Genomic DNA, 16,471 nt, shown 5'->3' with positions numbered 1-16,471 from the left:
CTCGTCCGCGGCGCGCTCGGTCTCGCTCGCACGGCCGGCCGGCTGGCCGGGGATCTCGATCTGCTGCTGCGCCACGGCCTTCTCGGCGGGCGCCTCGGCCTTCGCCGCCTTCTTGGCGGGCGCGTCCTCGCCGGTGCGGGCCTTGGAGGTGGCCCGGCGCTTCGGCTTGGTCTCGGCGGCGGCCTCCGCCTTGGGAGCCGCGGCACCTCCCGCCGCCTGCGCCTCCTTGATGACCTCGATCAGCTGGCTCTTGCGCATGCGCGCCGTGCCCCTGATACCGAGGCCGGATGCGACCTGCTGAAGCTCGGCCAGCACCATGCCCTCAAGGCCGGTACCGCGGCGCCGCCGGGAGCCGGCACCGGTGGCAGGCGCGGAGGCGTCCGTGGCGGGCGCGGCAGCGGTCTCCTCGACACGTGCGCCCATCAGATCGGTGGTGTCGCTCACGAAGGGTCCTTCCCTGGAGCGGACGTCGGCCTGTCTGGCTCGGCGACCGGTTGTGCTGTCCGGCTGTGGTCCTTGTCGTGGACCGGCCGGGGCGGTGGTCCGCCCTGTGCGGCGGAAGAAATATCGATGATTGGCGCTTGCCCAAGCCGTGACACCGAGTGTCAATGTCAGGTGGCCTGGTCGCACCGGTTCCGGAGCGTGCCCGGCAAGTCGCTCAATGCTCGTGTACGAGGTACTGCCCGCATACGACGTACGGAACACAGTGCGGCTTGGGAGGCTCCCGGAAGAATGTCTGTCCCGGACGGGGACACAAAGCACCTCGCCATGGTGGGGTCGGGTGCAGACTTGAGGTTAACACTACCGGATCCAACAAACATTCCCCCTCTCTTAATCCGGCAACCGTGTGTCAGGGAGCAAGCGGCAGCACGCTCGCTCCCCGGGCGTCGAGCTGGAGCCGGTTCGCGGCCCAGCCCTCACCTGCCGAATCGGCCACCTTGTCGGCACTGGCCTCGTCGGCCAGCGCCAGCACGGTGGGTCCTGCTCCGGAGATCACCGCGGGAATCCCGTCGGCACGCAGTCGCTCCACCAGTGCGGCGCTCTCCGGCATGGCCGGGGCGCGGTACTCCTGGTGAAGACGGTCCTCGGTGGCGGGCAGCAGCAGCTCGGGGCGCCTGGTCAGGGCCTCGACGAGCAGGGCGGCACGGCCCGCGTTGGCGGCGGCGTCGACATGCGGCACGGTGCGCGGGAGAAGGCCGCGCGCGGTCTCGGTGAGGACCGGCTTCCCGGGCACGAAAACCACCGGAACGATGGAATCGGCGGGATCCATCCTGATCGCGCGGGCGGCGCCGGCCTCCATCCAGGAGAGGGTGAAACCGCCGAGCAGACAGGCCGCGACGTTGTCGGGGTGGCCCTCGATCTCGGTGGCCAGCTCCAGCAGCGCGGCGTCGTCGAGGCGGGACTCACCGCCTATGGTCACGGCACGGGCGGCGACGATTCCGGCGCAGATGGCTGCGGAGGAGGAGCCCAGGCCGCGGCCGTGCGGAATGCGGTTGGCGCAGACGATCTCCAGGCCGCGCGGCTGTCCGCCGAGCAGGTCGAAGGCGGTGCGCAGCGAGCGGACGAGCAGATGGCTCTCGTCACGCGGCAGCGTCTCGCTGCCCTCACCCGCGATGTCGATGTGCAGCCCGGAGTCGGCCACCCGGACGACCACGTCGTCGTAGAGCCCCAGCGACAGGCCGAGGGCGTCGAAGCCCGGGCCGAGGTTGGCGCTGGTGGCGGGGACGCGCACCCGGACGGCGGCGGCGCGGAACGCTGGACCGGCCATCGCTCGATGACTCTCCTTGAGCTGCGTGATTGTCGAAGACATTCGATACGTACGGGATGACCCTCGGGCCGTGGGAAACGGCGCGGCGGCCCACCGGATGCTCGGGCATATGCGGCGGGCGGGTTCAGTACAGCCTATCGAAGGAAGGTTCTGTGGCGACATAGGGCGCACAGGAGGCGCACGATGCGTGTCGCAAGCCCCCTGTGCACCCTCGTGCCGTTTGAAACGGTGGAACGTGCTGTTCCGGGCGGTCAGGCCAGGCCGAGGCGCTCGGCCGCGGTGGCCGCGTCGACGGGCACCGTGACGGGCTGCGGGGCGCCGGCGACGGCCCAGTCGGGGTCCTTCAGACCGTTGCCGGTGACGGTGCACACGATCGTCTGGCCCGGGTCGACCTTGCCCTGCTCGGCGGCCTTGAGCAGACCGGCCACGGAGGCGGCGGAGGCGGGCTCCACGAAGACACCCTCCTGCGAGGCCAACAGCCGGTAGGCGCGCAGGATCTCACGGTCCGTCACCTCCTCGATGAGGCCGCCGGACTCGTCCCGGGCCGCAAGCGCGTACTGCCAGGAGGCGGGGTTGCCGATCCGGATCGCGGTGGCGATCGTCGACGGGTCCTTGACGACCTCACCGCGCACGATGGGCGCGGAGCCGGACGCCTGAAAACCCCACATGCGCGGGGTCCGCTTTGAGACACCGTCGGCGGCGTACTCCTTGTAACCCTTCCAGTACGCGGTGATGTTGCCCGCGTTGCCGACCGGCAGGACGTGGATGTCGGGGGCGTCGCCGAGCATGTCCACGATCTCGAACGAGGCCGTCTTCTGGCCCTCGATACGCACCGGATTGACCGAATTGACCAGCGCCACGGGGTAGTTGTCGCTGAGCGAACGGGCCAGTGTGAGGCAGTCGTCGAAGTTTCCGTCGACCTGGAGGATCTTCGCGCCGTGCACCAGCGCCTGCCCCATCTTGCCGAGCGCGATCTTCCCCTGCGGGACAAGAACGGCCGAAACCATTCCCGCGCGTACGGCGTAAGCGGCGGCGGAGGCCGAGGTGTTGCCGGTGGAGGCGCAGATGACCGCCTTCGCGCCCTCCTCCTTGGCCCGCGTGATGGCCATCGTCATGCCGCGGTCCTTGAAGGAGCCGGTGGGGTTGGCACCCTCCACCTTCAGATGGACCTCGCAACCGGTGCGCTCGGAGAGCACCTGCGCGGGCACGAGCGGCGTACCGCCCTCGCGGAGCGTCACGACCTGCGTGGTGTCGGATACCGGCAGCCGGTCCCGGTACTCCTCGATGATTCCGCGCCACTGGTGGGTCATTGCTGGTTACTCTCCTTCAACCCGCATGATGCTGGCGACACCGCGCACGGTGTCGAGCTTGCGCAACGCCTCGACGGTGCCGCCGAGGGCCGCGTCGGACGCACGGTGAGTCACGACGACGAGGGACGCCTCGCCGTCCTTGCCCTGCTGCCGAACCGTATCGATCGAGACGTCGTGGTCGGCGAAGACGGTCGCCACCTGGGCCAGTACGCCCGGTTTGTCGGCGACGTCGAGGCTGATGTGGTAGCGCGTGACGACCTCGCCCATACCCGAGACGGGCAGGGCGGCGTACGCGGACTCGCCGGGTCCGGTGGTGCCGCTGAGCCGGTTGCGGCAGACGGCGACCAGGTCACCGAGGACGGCGGAGGCGGTCGGGGCGCCGCCCGCGCCGGGGCCGTAGAACATCAGCTGGCCGGAGGCGTCGGACTCGACGAAGACGGCGTTGTACGCGCCGCGCACGGAGGCGAGCGGGTGCGTGAGCGGGATCATCGCGGGGTGCACGCGCGCGGTGACCGACTGGCCGTCCTCGGCCCGCTCGCAGATGGCGAGCAGCTTGATGGTGCAGCCCATCTCCTTGGCGGAGGCGAAGTCGGCGGCGGTGACCTCGGTCATGCCCTCGCGGTAGACGTCGTCGAGGCGTACGCGCGTGTGGAAGGCGATCCCGGCGAGGATGGCGGCCTTGGCGGCGGCGTCGAAGCCCTCCACGTCGGCGGTGGGGTCGGCCTCGGCGTACCCGAGGGCGGTGGCCTCGTCGAGGGCCTCCTGGTAGCCGGCCCCCGTGGTGTCCATCTTGTCGAGGATGAAGTTGGTGGTGCCGTTGACGATGCCGAGCACCCGGTTGACCTTGTCGCCGGCGAGGGACTCGCGCAGCGGGCGGATCAGCGGGATGGCACCGGCGACGGCGGCCTCGTAGTAGAGGTCCTTGCCGTGGGCCTCGGCGGCGGCGTGCAGATCGGCGCCGTCCTGGGCGAGCAGCGCCTTGTTGGCGGAGACGACCGAGGCGCCGTGCTCGAAGGCGGTGGTGATCAGCGAACGGGCGGGCTCGATACCGCCGATGACCTCGACGACCACGTCGATGTCGCCGCGTTTGACCAGCGCGGTGGCGTCGGTGGTGATCAGCTCCCGCGCGATGCCCTCGCGCACCTTGTCGGGCCGCCGCACGGCGACACCGGCGAGTTCGACGGGGGCACCGATGCGGGCGGCGAGGTCGTCCGCGTGCGTCGTCATGATGCGCGCCACCTCTGAGCCGACCACTCCACAGCCCAGCAGCGCCACCTTCAGCGGACGCGTACGCATCATCCGACCTCGTTTCCTTTACCTTCTACGGTTGGACCAGTCTCACTCACCGGACCGGAGTTTCTATCTCTGGTCCGGATCGTGAGACGACTATTTCATTATGTTGGCAGGTGAGAACCGGAAGATCTCCCGCCGCCCTTTCCCGCCGTTTGTCCGAGGGCTCAGCCGACGTCGAGACGCAGCAGATCCTCCTCCGTCTCCCGCCGGACGATCACCCGGGACTCGCCGTCGCGCACGGCGACGACGGGCGGCCGGAGCACATGGTTGTAGTTGCTGGCCATGGACCGGCAGTAGGCCCCGGTCGCCGGTACGGCGATCAGGTCACCCGGTGCCAGGTCGGACGGCAGGAACGCGTCCTTCACCACGATGTCCCCGCTCTCGCAGTGCTTGCCGACCACCCGCGCCAGCATCGGCTCGGCGTCGGAGGTGCGGGAGACCAGCGCGACGCTGTACTCGGCGTCGTAGAGCGCGGTGCGGATGTTGTCGGACATGCCGCCGTCGACGGAGACGTAGGTGCGCAGCCCGTCGAGCGGCTTGACGGTGCCGACCTCGTAGAGGGTGAAGGCGGTGGGCCCGACAATGGCCCGCCCGGGCTCCACGGAAATCCGCGGCGTACGCAACCGGGCACCCTCACACTCACGGGTGACGATCTCGGTGAGCGCCTTGGCGATCTCGTGCGGCTCACGAGGATCGTCGTCACTGGTGTACGCGATTCCGAGCCCACCCCCGAGATCGATCTCGGGCAGTTCCACGCCGTGCTCGTCCCGGATGTCCTTGAGCAGCCCGACGACGCGGTGGGCGGCGACCTCGAAACCGCTCATGTCGAAGATCTGCGAGCCGATGTGGGAGTGGATCCCGATCAGCTCCAGCGAGTCGAGCTGCAGCGCCCGCCGCACGGCCTCCGCGGCCTGTCCCCCGGCCAGCGGGATACCGAACTTCTGGTCCTCGTGGGCGGTGGCGATGAACTCGTGGGTGTGCGCCTCGACGCCGACGGTGATACGGATCTGCACCCGCTGCCGCTTGCCCAGCTCCCGCGCGATGTGGGCGACGCGGACGATCTCCTGGAAGGAGTCGAGGACGATCCGCCCGACCCCGGCCTCGATGGCGCGCCGGATCTCGTCCTTGGACTTGTTGTTCCCGTGAAAGGCGATCCGCTCGGCGGGCATCCCACCGGACAGCGCTGTCGCAAGCTCCCCACCGGAGCACACGTCGAGGTTGAGCCCCTCCTCGTACAGCCACCGCACGACGGCACGGGAGAGGAAGGCCTTGCCCGCGTAGAAGACGTCGGCCTCGCTGCCGAAGGCGGTACGCCAGGCGCGGGCCCGGGCCCGGAAGTCGGCCTCGTCGAGGACGTAGGCGGGCGTGCCGTGCTGCTCCGCGAGGGTCTGCACGTCAACGCCCCCCACGGTGACAACCCCGTGCTCGTCCCGCCGGACGGTCTGGGCCCACACCTTGGGGTCGAGGGCGTTGAGGTCGGCGGGCGGGCCGGAGTAGTGGCCCTCGGGCAGGACATCGGCGTGACGGGGCCCGGCGGGGTGTGCGGAACGGCTCATGACTCTTGTTGGCTTCCTCAGAGATGTTCGGGTGCGTCGATGCCGAGCAGGGACAGGCCACCGGCCAGCACCGCCCCGGCGGCTTCGGCGAGAGCCAGCCGGGCACGGTGGGCGGCCGAGGGTTTCTCCGCACCGCGGGGCAGCACGGCGGGCAGGAACGCGAGAACGGCATCGGCGACGTCGACGAGGTGCCGGGCGAGACGGTCGGGGGTGTGACGGGTGGCGGAGGTGAGGAGGATGCGGGGGTGGTCGGCGAGGGTGGCGGCGAGGGCGTGGGCTTCGGCGGTACGGCCTGTGGGGCCGGGTTCGCCGGTGAAGCCGAGGTCGGCGGCGGTACGGCCGATGGGACCGGGCTCGCTCGTGAAGCCGAGGTCGGCGGCGTTGCGGGTGAGGGCGCGGGTGCGGGCGTGGGCGTAGCGGACCCGGAAGAGGGGGTTGGCCTCGCGCTGGACCAGGTGCTCGTCGGTGATGCGGGGCCGGTCGTGGGGGGCGGGATGGAGCAGGGCCCAGCGGGCGGCGTCGGGGCCGAGAGGGAGCGGATCGGAGGGGGCGGGGACGGGCCGTAGGTGGACGGCGCCGACGGTCGGCGGGCCGGTGGTGGGGACAGCGACCTCGGAGCCGTGGTCGACGCGTACGCCCAGGAGGTTCTCCCATCCCGCCGGTTCCTCCGGGGGCGGGGAGTCGTAGCTGAGCTGCACGCGGGCGCCCTGGGACCGCAGCAGGCGGCCGACGGAGTCCATGACGACGACGGCACGCACCTCGCACGGCGCGTGCAGGTGCACGACCTGCCCACCGAGCTGCTCACTGAACCCGTACCGCGTCCCGCCCCGCAGGATGTCCTCGACGAGCCCGGCGGGCGCGTTGCCACGCAGCCGGAAGTTGAGGAAGCCGGGCCCGGTGACGACGACGTCGTCGACGAGATCCTCCCCGACCTCGACAAGCTGCTGCCGCAGAATCTCGGCGACGCGCAGCGGAGCCTCCCCGGCAGGCCGGGCGAGCTGAAGGGCGACGTTGGTGGCGTAGTCCCCGCACCCCCCGGGCCCCGGCACGGTAACGACGACCCGCTCCGGCACGGCGACGCGCAGTTCCCCCTGATCGACAGCACGACGCACCGCGCGCAGCACGGTACGGGAGAGCTCGACGGGGGTCACGGGACAAGCGTATGGGAGGAGGGGGGTGGGTAAGCGAGCGGGTTTGGACGATCGTCCGAGATGTGGGACGGGGTGGGGCGGAGGCTGGGAGCCGCCGGGGCCACTGGAGAGGCCACTGGAGAGGCCACTGGGCCGAGCCTAGGCGGGCCCGTCGCCGGGCGTGCCTGCCCTCCCACTCCCGCCGGCACTGGCACTGGCGCCAGCACCCACACCGTTACCGGCCCGGCTACGAGCCCGCTCGATCAACTTCCCAACCAGACGGACAAGTTCGGCAGGCTCGAAGGGCTTGGCGAGGAAGGCGTCCACACCGACATCGAGGCCGGTGTCGACCTCGTACTGCGTACAGGCGCTGACGATGACGAGAGGGAGTTCCCGGGTACGGGGATCGGAACGCAGCCGGGCGGCGGTGCGCAGCCCGTCCAGCCGGGGCATGACGACGTCCATGGTGACGACGTCGGGCTGCACCTGATGCACGACGTCCAGACACTCGGCACCATCGGCCGCGGTCACGACCTCGAACCCCTCCAGTTCGAGATTGACCCTGATCAGCTGCCGGATGACCTTGTTGTCGTCCACAACAAGCACCCGACCCGACGCGCCTGGCACAAGTTGAGAGTAGGTCCGGACCGGCCACCGCGTCCGGGTTTTGCCCACTTCCACCCCCTGCGGGCGCCCCCACCCCGAGAAACACGTTCATGAACACCCCACCGGAGCTGGTAGTGTTCTACCCGTCGCCGCCAGCAAGGGCGGACACGACAAGCCCCCGTAGCTCAGGGGATAGAGCAACGGCCTCCGGAGCCGTGTGCGCAGGTTCGAATCCTGCCGGGGGCACCTTGCAGAAGGTGCCTAAAGACCCCGCCAACAGCGCGAACGCTGCGGACGGGGTCTTCGTGTTTGTGCCGTGTGCAGCGCTGAGCGGCCCTACGTCGGGGCTGTCCACCCTGGCCAGCGCCGTAGTTCCTTAGCCCGCGTCCGGCCATAGCTCCGGAGGAGTGGGCGGCTCCGGATCGTTCTGACGCTCCACTCGCCGTGCGTTCTCGTCCCGCAGGCTCGTCAACCATGGCCACAGGTCGGGTAGGGGCTGTGCTGGACAAGCGAGGTCGTGCTCGATGCGGCACCGCTGGAACTGATCAGGCGGACACACCCCGTAGACCGTCACCCGTCCGTCGGACAGCTCGATCCATCGGCGGTCCGCCGGCACCGTGTGAGCCAACGGACGCATGTCCGGCTCCAACAGCACCCAGTCATGGTCGAGCGTCGCCGCCCAGTCCCCTGCCAGCCCACACCTCGGACACCGGGACTGCCCGCCATCCAACCGCCGCGGTTTCTCGCCTAAGGCCCCCATACCGTGAGGGTGGCCAGCTCGGCACTCCGGGCGTAGGGCGCTATCCGGACGAATCCGTTGAGACGGGCGACTTCCAGCGGGGTGAAATGCGACGCGGCAGGCGCAGATCGCAACCAAAGGCCATCAGCACAAGGCCGAGAGACAGCGAAAGCCCCCGCATGTGCGACGGGAGGATGCCGCCAGCATGCTCACGGCGTGAGCCGCCCCGGTTTACGTGACGCTGCGTCACGCGCGGAGGTGACCTTTCACACATCAGCCCAAAAGGGGCATACGGTAACTCCCGCCGCGGGGCTGGGCGTTGTGCACTCCCGATCGATCGGCCGCCACACAGTCTGTGGTGGTTTGCGATTCAAGTATGGCCTCCGTGTGGTTCGTCGCGTTCACTCGGACAAGTCCGACAAGAGCACTCGGGGTCATAGGAAGCAGTACAGATATGCGTCAAGTACCCATACGCCCGCACTCTGTCAGCGCTGCCGAGGTCATTCCGGGGGACCTGGTTGCGTTGTCGCCTCAAGATGTCGATGCGCAGCGGTGGTTCGTCGTCATGCACACCGTGCCCGAGTCGCCGGAGGCGATTCGGGTGGTGTTGCGGCCGCCGTTGGGTGGGGTGGACCGGGAGGAACTGCTGCAGCGGGAGCGGGTGGTGACGGTTGATTGTCGGCGGCTTGATGTCGCCGACGTACCGCTTGTGTCCTCTGGGGCGCTCGACGGTGTTCCGTTCCGGGACGGGGATCGGGTCACCTCGCTCAGGGCCGTCGATCCGTTGGCGGACGAGGTCGTGTACGTGCGGCGGTGGGGGGTGTGGCACCGGGATCTGGATGCGCCGACGGGAGGCGGGGAGGGCGAGTCCGTTGGGGACGAGGCTGTTCGGGGGTGGGCCCGGGACGCCGATCGGGACGGGTTCGTCGTGCGGTACGTGGGGCGGGGATCCGCCTCATCCGCAGGTGGGGAGGCTCGTGGGCGGCGGGTTGTTGTCACCGGGCTGGGGGCCGTTTCGCCCTTGGGGGTGGGGGTTGGGGAGTTGTGGCAGGGGCTGCTCGACGGGCGGCATGGGATACGGGAGTTGGAAGGGGACGAGTTCGCCGAGTTGCCTGTGCGGGTTGCTGGGGTTGTGCCCGTCGATCCCGCAGCGCTTCTTCCCCGTGCCGCTGCTCGGCGGATGAATCGGGCCGCTCAGTTTGCTGTGCTTGCCGCCAGGGAGGCATGGGTTGATGCCGGGTTCAGGGAAGGGGGGACCCGGGAGAGTGGCGTTCCGGCCGAGCGGGTGGGAGTCAGTCTCGGGGCCATCCTCGGGGACGCCTCCGTGCTCGTCGGTGGGGATCGGCGGCTGCGGGACAAGGGGGCCCGGGCCGTTTCGCCGCTCACCACTCCCATGACCGTGCCCTCGCAGGCCGCCTCTCAGGTGTCACTCGATCTGCACATCACCGGTGAGGCCCGCACCGTCACCAGTGCCTGTGCCTCCGGGACCGAGGCCATTGGGGAGGCCGTCGACCGGATTCGGTACGGACGGGTCGATGTCGCCCTCGCCGGTGGGGCCGAGGCCGTTGTCACGCCCGCCATCATGGCCTCCTTCGCCTCCATGCGGGCCCTTGCCTCCGGGGGCGTTGACTCCGGGTCGCCCTCGCGGCCGTTCGGGAAGGAGCGGGACGGGTTCGTCAACGGGGAAGGGGCCGGGGTGCTCGTACTTGAGGCCGAGGAGCATGCTCGGGCTCGCGGGGCCCGGATCTACTGCGAGGCCGCCGGGTGGGGGCTTTCCGCCGACGCCCATCACATGGCGGCGCCGGATCCGTCCGGGGACGGGGTCGCCCTTGCCCTGCGGCGGGCCGTACGGGACGCCGGCGGGCATCTCGTGGACGTCGTACACGTCAACGCGCATGCCACTGCCACCGTGGAGGGGGATCTCGCCGAGGCGGGGGCGCTGCGGAGTGTGTTCGGGGGGCGGGCTGTGCCGGTTACCGCCCTGAAGGGGCACCTTGGGCATCTGCAGGGGGCCGCCGGTGGGGTGGAGGCCGTTGCCGCCGCGCTCACTCTCCATCACGGAGTCGTGCCGCCCACCCTGTGCCAAGGGGACGTCGACGACTCCATGGGGCTCGATGTGGTGTGCGGGGCTCCGCGCCAGTTGCCCTCGCGTGGGGATCTGGTGCTCAGCAACTCGTTCGGGTTCGGTGGGCACAACGCCGTTCTGGCCCTGCGTCGGGCCGGCTGAGCCAAGCGGGGGCGCGCAAGGTCACGCGGGGGCACGCGTCACGCAGAGCGCTTGCGCGTGCTCGTCTTCTTCGCGGTCGTCTTCTTGGCCGTGGACTTCGCCGTCGTCTTCTTCGCCGTCGATTTCGCCGTCGATTTCGCGGTCGGTTTCGCTGTCGATTTCGCTGTCGACTTCTTCGCCGTTGATTTCTTCGACGAGCCGGAGCCCGACGTCGCCGTCTTCTTCGCCGTCGACTTCTTCCCCGTCGTCTGTTTCGGCGTCGAGCGGGCCGACGTCTTGCGGGGGAGGTGCGTGACCTCCGCCGGTTCCTCGCCGCGGGACTCCTTGGCCGCCCGGACGCTCTTCTCCAGGGCGGCCATCAGGTCCAGGACCTTGCCGCCCTCGGCCGGCTCGGGAGTCTCCGGCGGGGCCTCGCCCGCCGCCTTCGCGGCGATGACCTCCTCCACCGCCTCGCGGTACTCGTCGTGGAGGTCCTCCAGGTCGACCTCGCCCAGGGTGTCCATGAGGGCGTCCGCGAGGTCCAGCTCCTTGTCGCGGACCGTCACGTCCACGTCGGGGGCCACGCCCTCGGGGGCACGGACCTCGTCCGGCCACAGCAGGCCGTGCATGGCGATCGCGTCGCCGACCACGCGCAGCATGCCCAGGCGTTCACGGCCGCGGAGGGCGAATTTCGCGATGGCGACCTTGTTGCTGCGCTTGAGGGCCTCGCGCAGCAGGGTGTACGGCTTGGCGGCCGGGGCGCCGCTCGCGGCCAGGTAGTACGCCGCGTCCATCTGGAGCGGGTCGATGCGGTCGGACGGGACGAAGGCCACGATCTCGATCGTCTTCGCGGTCGGCAGCGGCAGGTGGGAGAGGTCCTCCTCGGTGATCGGCACGATCGTGCCGTCCGCGTCCTCGTACCCCTTGCCGATCTCCGACTGGCTGACCTCCCGGTCCTCCAGCTCGCAGAACTTCCGGTACCGGATGCGCCCGCCGTCCTCAGTGTGGATCTGGCGGAAGGAGATGGAGTGGCTCTCGGTCGCGTTCACCACCTTGATCGGGATGCTGACCAGGCCGAACGAGATGGCTCCGTTCCATATGGATCTCACGTGCAGCACCCTTTCGCCACGCTATGGCGGACTTTCTTCATACTCGTCCCGTTTGCATGGGATTCTCATCGTATGACGCCGATCACAGAGGTGGAGGGGCGGCGGGTCGCGCTCAGCAATCTGGAGAAGGTGCTGTACCCGGCGACCGGCTTCACCAAGGGCGAGGTGCTCCACTACTACGCCACCGTCGCCGAGGTGTTCCTGCCTCATCTGCGTGACCGGCCGGTCTCCTTCCTGCGCTACCCGGACGGGCCGGACGGGCAGATCTTCTTCACCAAGAACGTGCCGCCGGGTACGCCCGACTGGGTCACCACAGCCGAGGTCCCCCGTTCGGACGGGCCCGCCCGGATGGTGCTCGTCCAGGACCTGCCAAGTCTGATGTGGGCCGCGAACCAGGTCGCCGAGTTCCACACCCACCAGTGGGTCGCCCAGGCGCCCGGCGTCGCCGACCGGCTCGTCCTGGACCTCGACCCGGGCTCCCCGGCGACCGTCGTGGAGTGCTGCGAGGTCGCCCTGTGGCTGCGGGACCGGCTCGCCGAGGACGGGATCGACGCCTACGCCAAGACCTCCGGCTCCAAGGGGCTGCATCTGCTCGCCGCGGTCTCGGGATCTTCCTCCGAGGAGGTGTCGGAGTACGCCAAGCAGCTCGCCCTGGAGGCCGAGGAGGCCATGCCCCGGCTCGCCCTGCACCGGATGACCCGCAGCCTGCGGCCGGGGAAGGTGTTCGTCGACTGGAGCCAGAACGCCGCCCGCAAGACCACGGCCGCCCCCTACACCCTGCGCGCCCGCCCCGAGCCCTGGGTCTCCGCGCCCGTCACCTGGGCGGAGGTCGAGGAGTGCCGCTCCCCCGGCCGGCTGGCCTTCGGCGCCCCCGACATCCCGCCCCGCGTCCAGGACTACGGCGACCTGCTGGCACCGCTGCTCACCGAGTCCCAGTCACTGCCGGGCGCGTAGCACCGCTCACGGAGTCGCAGGCCCTGCCGAGCGCGTAGCACCACTCACCGAGTCGCAGGCCCTGCCGAGCCCGTAGCACCACTCACCGAGTCGCAGGCCCTGCCGAGCCCGTAGCACCACTCACCGAGTCGCAGGCCCTGCCGAGCCCGTAGCACCCACTCACCGAGTCGCAGGCCCTGCCGAGCCCGTAAGCCGCACGTACATACGGGCCTACACCCGCTCCCAGATCCTCCGGTCCCGCGCCATCGCGTGCAGCCCCTCCACGTCCCCCGGCTTGAGCACCCCGCCCTGCCGGGCCAGGCCCGCCAGGTCCGTGTCCTGGAGGATCCGTACCTCCCGGACCGGGCCCGTGACCGAGACGTCCGCCGGGCCCGCCAGGGCCAGTACCGGGCGGACCTCGGCGGTCAGGGCGTACGAGGCGCGGTCGGCGTCGGCGCGGACGCGGCGCAGCAGGGGCTGGGGCTCGCGGCGGCCGACGGTGACCGTGGGGTCGGCGATCCGGACGCGCTGCTTGCGCGCGTACAGGGTGTGGACCGCGAAGAGGCCGGCCGGGCCGATGGCCAGGTGGTGGATGCGGGCGCCGCCGGGCAGCGGGACGGAGTGCAGGGTGTGCCAGCCCGTGCCGTCTAGGCGGTCCAGGGCCTCCCCGACCGTCCGCTCGGCGGTGAGCGCCCGCTGCCTGGGGTCGGTGCGCAGGCGGCGGGTCGGGCCCGGGTCGCGTTCCAGGTCGATCAGCAGGGCCTCGCCGGGCCGGTTGGGTGCCAGGTCGTCGTCCGGATGGAGGGTCAGCCGGGCCAGTTCGGCCGGGGTCGGCACCGGTGGCGGGCCCACGGTCACCGGGCCCGTGAGGAAGGGTGCCAGCACCTCCAGGACGTCGTCCTTGTGGTCGTCGCTGATCAGGTTGACCCTTGCCGCCTCCCTGTCGTACCAGGCGATGTTCCTGCCGTCCGGGAGACAGACGTACAGCCGTTCCTGTCCGTGGCGCCGGGTCGGCACGACGCGCAGTCCGCTCATGCACCATCACCCCTTTGACCATGGGAACAGGCGGGGTGCTCCAGGGGCAAGAACCCGGTTACCTTTGAGAGGACTTGGGAGGGGAAGTTGGGGGAGGCGCCAATTGCGTACCCGCAGGAAGCAACCCGACGTTCCGGCCCCGGACACCCGGTGGGACGAGATCGTGCCCGGTCTGTGGATGGGCGGTCATGAGGTCCGTACGGCCTCGGGCCAACTGGAGTTCGTCGTCGTCCGGGACGAGTTCGACCTGGTGCAGACGCTGCTGCGGCTGCCGGGGCACGGGCCCGACCCGGGGGTGGAGCACCAGGTCTGGCCGATCCCGGACGGGCCGCTGGACGGGACCCAGCTGGCGGGCGTGATCCGGCTGGCGCAGGCCGCCGGGGAGGCGCTGGACGCGGGCCGTTCAGTGCTGGTGCGCTGCTACCACGGCTACAACCGCTCGGCGCTGGTGGTGGCGCAGACGCTGATGCGCAGGGGGCACTCGGCGGACGCGGCGATCCGGCTGATACGGTCCCGGCGCTCCCCCTGGGCGCTGCACAATGACCTCTTCGTCGAGTACCTGCGTGCGGGGCTCCACACGGCCCGGCTGCTGGAGGAGCTGACGGAGTGATCGCTCCGGCCCGCCCGGGCGGGCGGGACGGATTTCTCTGAGAATAGGGACTTCCCTCTGAATAAGGTGTCGGGGCCACCGCTCACCTCAGAACCACAGGAGCACCGTGCCCCTCAGCCGTATCCGTACGACCGCCGCGGTCGCCCTTGTGCTGGCGGCCGCCGCGGGCTGCGGTGACGCCGGCGGGCTGCGCGGCGCGGGGGCCACGCCGACGGCGGTGAGCCCGGCGCGGCTGTGGCCGGAGCTGACGCCCGCGTCGTCCCCGGCGTACGAGATCGGCGAGGTGACCACCGAGGTCGTCAAGGGCGTCGAGGTGCCCGGCGACGACATCCGTGAGGTGGATCCGGTGGCGGCGGTGCGCGCCGAGATCGCGTCCGAGCCCGACGACTACGACGCCGCCGACGCTCCGTACCGTGAGACGGCCGCCCGGATGGCGGACTGCGGGGCGGCCGGTGAACGGGCTGCCCGCTGTCCCGTCCTCACGCCCTACTACCGGGACCTCAACGGCGACGGCCACGAGGACCTCACGCTCGGCTTCCGGCTGCTGCCCGAGAAGCTGACCGCCATCCGCGTCTACACCGTCCAGAAGCACCGGCTGGTGCGGGTCATGGCCTACGACGACGCCGTCAGCGCCGTCGAGCTGGCCGGCCGGTCGGTGATCGTCCGCTCTCCCTCGGAGGTCCCCGGGTACGAGTACCGGCTCCAGTGGACCTGGGACGCCGACGCCAACTCGATGCTGCTCACCCACGACGAGATGCTGCGTACCGGCGCGCACAAGCCGTCGCAGAAGGCGTCGCGGAAGCCGTCGGCCACGCCGTCCGCGAGCGGCCGATGAGGCCCGCGCTGCCCCGCTGGGCCGGGACGCTCGCCGCGAAGGCCGCCGTGTTCATCACCGTGATGTGCTGTGCGCTGGCGGCGCTGCTCGGTGTGCTCGTGCATGTCTCGGTGACCAATCAGACCGTCGGGCGGGCCCGGACCGAGGCGCTGTCCCACCTCGCCGACGCCACCGCGGCGTTCGAGGCCGGGGACCGGCTGATGCCGGGCGCGGGCGTCGATCCGCCGGGGCTGCCGGAGGAGTTGCGGGAGCTGGCGGTCTCCGGGGAGCGCGGCACGATGGTCGCCGACCACGACGGGCGGCCGACGATGTGGGCGGCGGGCCCGGCGGACAACGCGCGGGCGCTGGCGGTGCGGGTGGACTACACGCAGCGTGCCCGCACGATCGAGGCGCTCGACCGGGCGATCCTGTGGTCCTCGGCGCTGGCCATCGGGGTGACGCTGCTGGTCGGCGCGCTCGCGGTGACCCGGGTGACGCGGCGGCTGCACGCCACGGCGCGGGTGGCCCGGCGGATCAGCGGCGGCGACCTGGACGCGCGGGTGGACGATCCGCGGACGAAGGATCCGACGCGGCCTCAGGACGAGGTGGCCGCGGTGGCCTCCGCGCTGGACTCCATGGCCGCGTCGTTGCAGGGCAAGCTCCAGGCCGAGCAGCGGTTCACCGCGGATGTGGCGCACGAGCTGCGGACTCCGCTGACCGGGCTGCACGCGGCGGCGGAACTGCTGCCGCCGGGGCGGCCGACCGAGCTGGTGCGCGACCGGGTGGCGGCACTGCGCACGCTGACGGAGGACCTGCTGGAGATCTCCCGGCTGGACACCGGGCGGGAGCGGCGCGACGTGGACACCGAGCAGTTGGGGCCGCTGGTCGAGCGGGTGGTGCGGGCGGCCGGGGAGCCGACGGAGGTCGACGTGGTGCGGGACGTGCCGGTGGACACCGACCGGCGGCGGCTGGAGCGCGTCCTGGGGAACCTGGTGGCCAACGCGCACCGGCACGGGCGGGCTCCGGTGCGGGTGGAGGTGGACGGGCCGCGGATCACGGTGCGGGACCACGGGGACGGGTATCCGGCCTATCTGCTGGAGCACGGTCCGCAGCGCTTCCGCACCGAGGCCGGCGCCAAGGGCCACGGACTGGGGCTCACCATCGCACTCGGCCAGGCGGAGGTCCTGGGCGCCCGCCTGACCTTCACCAACGCCGAGGAGGGCGGAGCGGTGGCGACACTGCGCCTGCCGGACGGCGGGGGCGAGGACAGCGCGCCGGGCCTGCGGCCGAGGTGAGGGGTCACCCAGCTCCTGGCGGGCCGGGGGACGGGGCGGGCGTCGCCGACGGACCGGGCGGCGGAGG

At 71.0% G+C, this 16,471-nt stretch carries 15 protein-coding genes and 1 tRNA gene; 6 read left to right on the top strand and 10 right to left on the bottom strand.

What is annotated here, in order from left to right:
* From GA0115233_RS36970 to GA0115233_RS36940, 7 genes are all read right to left on the bottom strand, one after another.
* A partial coding sequence (locus GA0115233_RS36970) for a Rho termination factor N-terminal domain-containing protein (protein WP_176712071.1) occupies positions 1–444 on the bottom strand: 444 nt, incomplete at its 3' end.
* 406 nt (positions 445–850) lie between these two features.
* The gene (gene thrB / locus GA0115233_RS36965) at positions 851–1,768 is read right to left on the bottom strand and encodes a homoserine kinase (RefSeq protein WP_093724720.1); all 918 of its coding nucleotides are present in this window, start codon (positions 1,766–1,768) and stop codon (positions 851–853) included.
* 251 nt (positions 1,769–2,019) lie between these two features.
* Entirely contained in the window at positions 2,020–3,078 is a 1,059-nt protein-coding gene (gene thrC, locus GA0115233_RS36960; RefSeq protein WP_093724719.1) for a threonine synthase, read from the bottom strand.
* Between the two features lie 6 nt (positions 3,079–3,084).
* Positions 3,085–4,377 (bottom strand): homoserine dehydrogenase, encoded by a 1,293-nt coding sequence (locus GA0115233_RS36955; protein ID WP_093724718.1) that lies wholly within the window; start codon positions 4,375–4,377, stop codon positions 3,085–3,087.
* A gap of 158 nt (positions 4,378–4,535) precedes the next feature.
* Positions 4,536–5,927, bottom strand: a complete 1,392-nt coding sequence (gene lysA / locus GA0115233_RS36950) for a diaminopimelate decarboxylase (protein WP_093724717.1) — start codon at positions 5,925–5,927, stop codon at positions 4,536–4,538.
* A 17-nt stretch (positions 5,928–5,944) separates the two neighbouring features.
* On the bottom strand, positions 5,945–7,078 hold the full coding sequence (nrtL, locus tag GA0115233_RS36945) for an ArgS-related anticodon-binding protein NrtL (protein ID WP_093724716.1): 1,134 nt from the start codon (positions 7,076–7,078) through the stop codon (positions 5,945–5,947).
* Between the two features lie 138 nt (positions 7,079–7,216).
* Complete coding sequence (locus tag GA0115233_RS36940; protein ID WP_093724721.1) at positions 7,217–7,732, bottom strand: response regulator; 516 nt, start codon at positions 7,730–7,732, stop codon at positions 7,217–7,219.
* 105 nt (positions 7,733–7,837) lie between these two features.
* Between GA0115233_RS36940 and GA0115233_RS36935 the strand changes: the two genes are divergently transcribed.
* Positions 7,838–7,909 (top strand) — tRNA-Arg (locus GA0115233_RS36935).
* A 130-nt stretch (positions 7,910–8,039) separates the two neighbouring features.
* Here GA0115233_RS36935 and GA0115233_RS42085 read toward each other — a convergent pair.
* A complete protein-coding gene (locus GA0115233_RS42085; protein WP_093724715.1) occupies positions 8,040–8,423 on the bottom strand; it encodes a DUF6083 domain-containing protein in 384 nt (127 codons plus the stop codon).
* A 433-nt stretch (positions 8,424–8,856) separates the two neighbouring features.
* Here GA0115233_RS42085 and GA0115233_RS36925 point away from each other — a divergent pair, with 433 nt between their 5' ends.
* Positions 8,857–10,629 (top strand): beta-ketoacyl-[acyl-carrier-protein] synthase family protein, encoded by a 1,773-nt coding sequence (locus GA0115233_RS36925; RefSeq protein ID WP_093724714.1) that lies wholly within the window; start codon positions 8,857–8,859, stop codon positions 10,627–10,629.
* A 38-nt stretch (positions 10,630–10,667) separates the two neighbouring features.
* Here GA0115233_RS36925 and GA0115233_RS36920 read toward each other — a convergent pair whose 3' ends face one another.
* The gene (locus GA0115233_RS36920; RefSeq protein WP_093724713.1) at positions 10,668–11,726 is read right to left on the bottom strand and encodes a non-homologous end joining protein Ku; all 1,059 of its coding nucleotides are present in this window, start codon (positions 11,724–11,726) and stop codon (positions 10,668–10,670) included.
* A gap of 63 nt (positions 11,727–11,789) precedes the next feature.
* Between GA0115233_RS36920 and ligD the strand changes: the two genes are divergently transcribed.
* Entirely contained in the window at positions 11,790–12,671 is an 882-nt protein-coding gene (ligD, locus tag GA0115233_RS36915) for a non-homologous end-joining DNA ligase (RefSeq protein WP_093724712.1), read from the top strand.
* A 210-nt stretch (positions 12,672–12,881) separates the two neighbouring features.
* Here ligD and GA0115233_RS36910 read toward each other — a convergent pair whose 3' ends face one another.
* Positions 12,882–13,685: a nuclease-related domain-containing protein gene (locus GA0115233_RS36910; RefSeq protein ID WP_093724711.1), complete on the bottom strand. Its 804-nt coding sequence runs from the start codon at positions 13,683–13,685 to the stop codon at positions 12,882–12,884.
* 103 nt (positions 13,686–13,788) lie between these two features.
* Between GA0115233_RS36910 and GA0115233_RS36905 the strand changes: the two genes are divergently transcribed.
* From GA0115233_RS36905 to GA0115233_RS36895, 3 genes are all read left to right on the top strand, one after another.
* Positions 13,789–14,295: a protein-tyrosine phosphatase family protein gene (locus tag GA0115233_RS36905; RefSeq protein ID WP_093724710.1), complete on the top strand. Its 507-nt coding sequence runs from the start codon at positions 13,789–13,791 to the stop codon at positions 14,293–14,295.
* A 106-nt stretch (positions 14,296–14,401) separates the two neighbouring features.
* Complete coding sequence (locus GA0115233_RS36900) at positions 14,402–15,130, top strand: hypothetical protein (protein ID WP_093724709.1); 729 nt, start codon at positions 14,402–14,404, stop codon at positions 15,128–15,130.
* Positions 15,127–16,404 carry a sensor histidine kinase gene (locus GA0115233_RS36895; protein WP_093724708.1) on the top strand — a complete coding sequence of 426 codons (1,278 nt, stop codon included), beginning with the start codon at positions 15,127–15,129 and terminating at the stop codon, positions 16,402–16,404. Before GA0115233_RS36900 ends, GA0115233_RS36895 begins: the two co-directional genes overlap by 4 nt.
* Positions 16,405–16,471 lie beyond the last annotated feature (67 nt).

Origin of the sequence: Streptomyces sp. DI166, assembly GCF_900091315.1 — a bacterium.
GTDB lineage: Bacteria > Actinomycetota > Actinomycetes > Streptomycetales > Streptomycetaceae > Streptomyces > Streptomyces fuscus.
The sequence above is the reverse complement of the archived record's forward strand: the minus strand, read 5'-3'. Positions and strand labels throughout refer to the sequence as shown.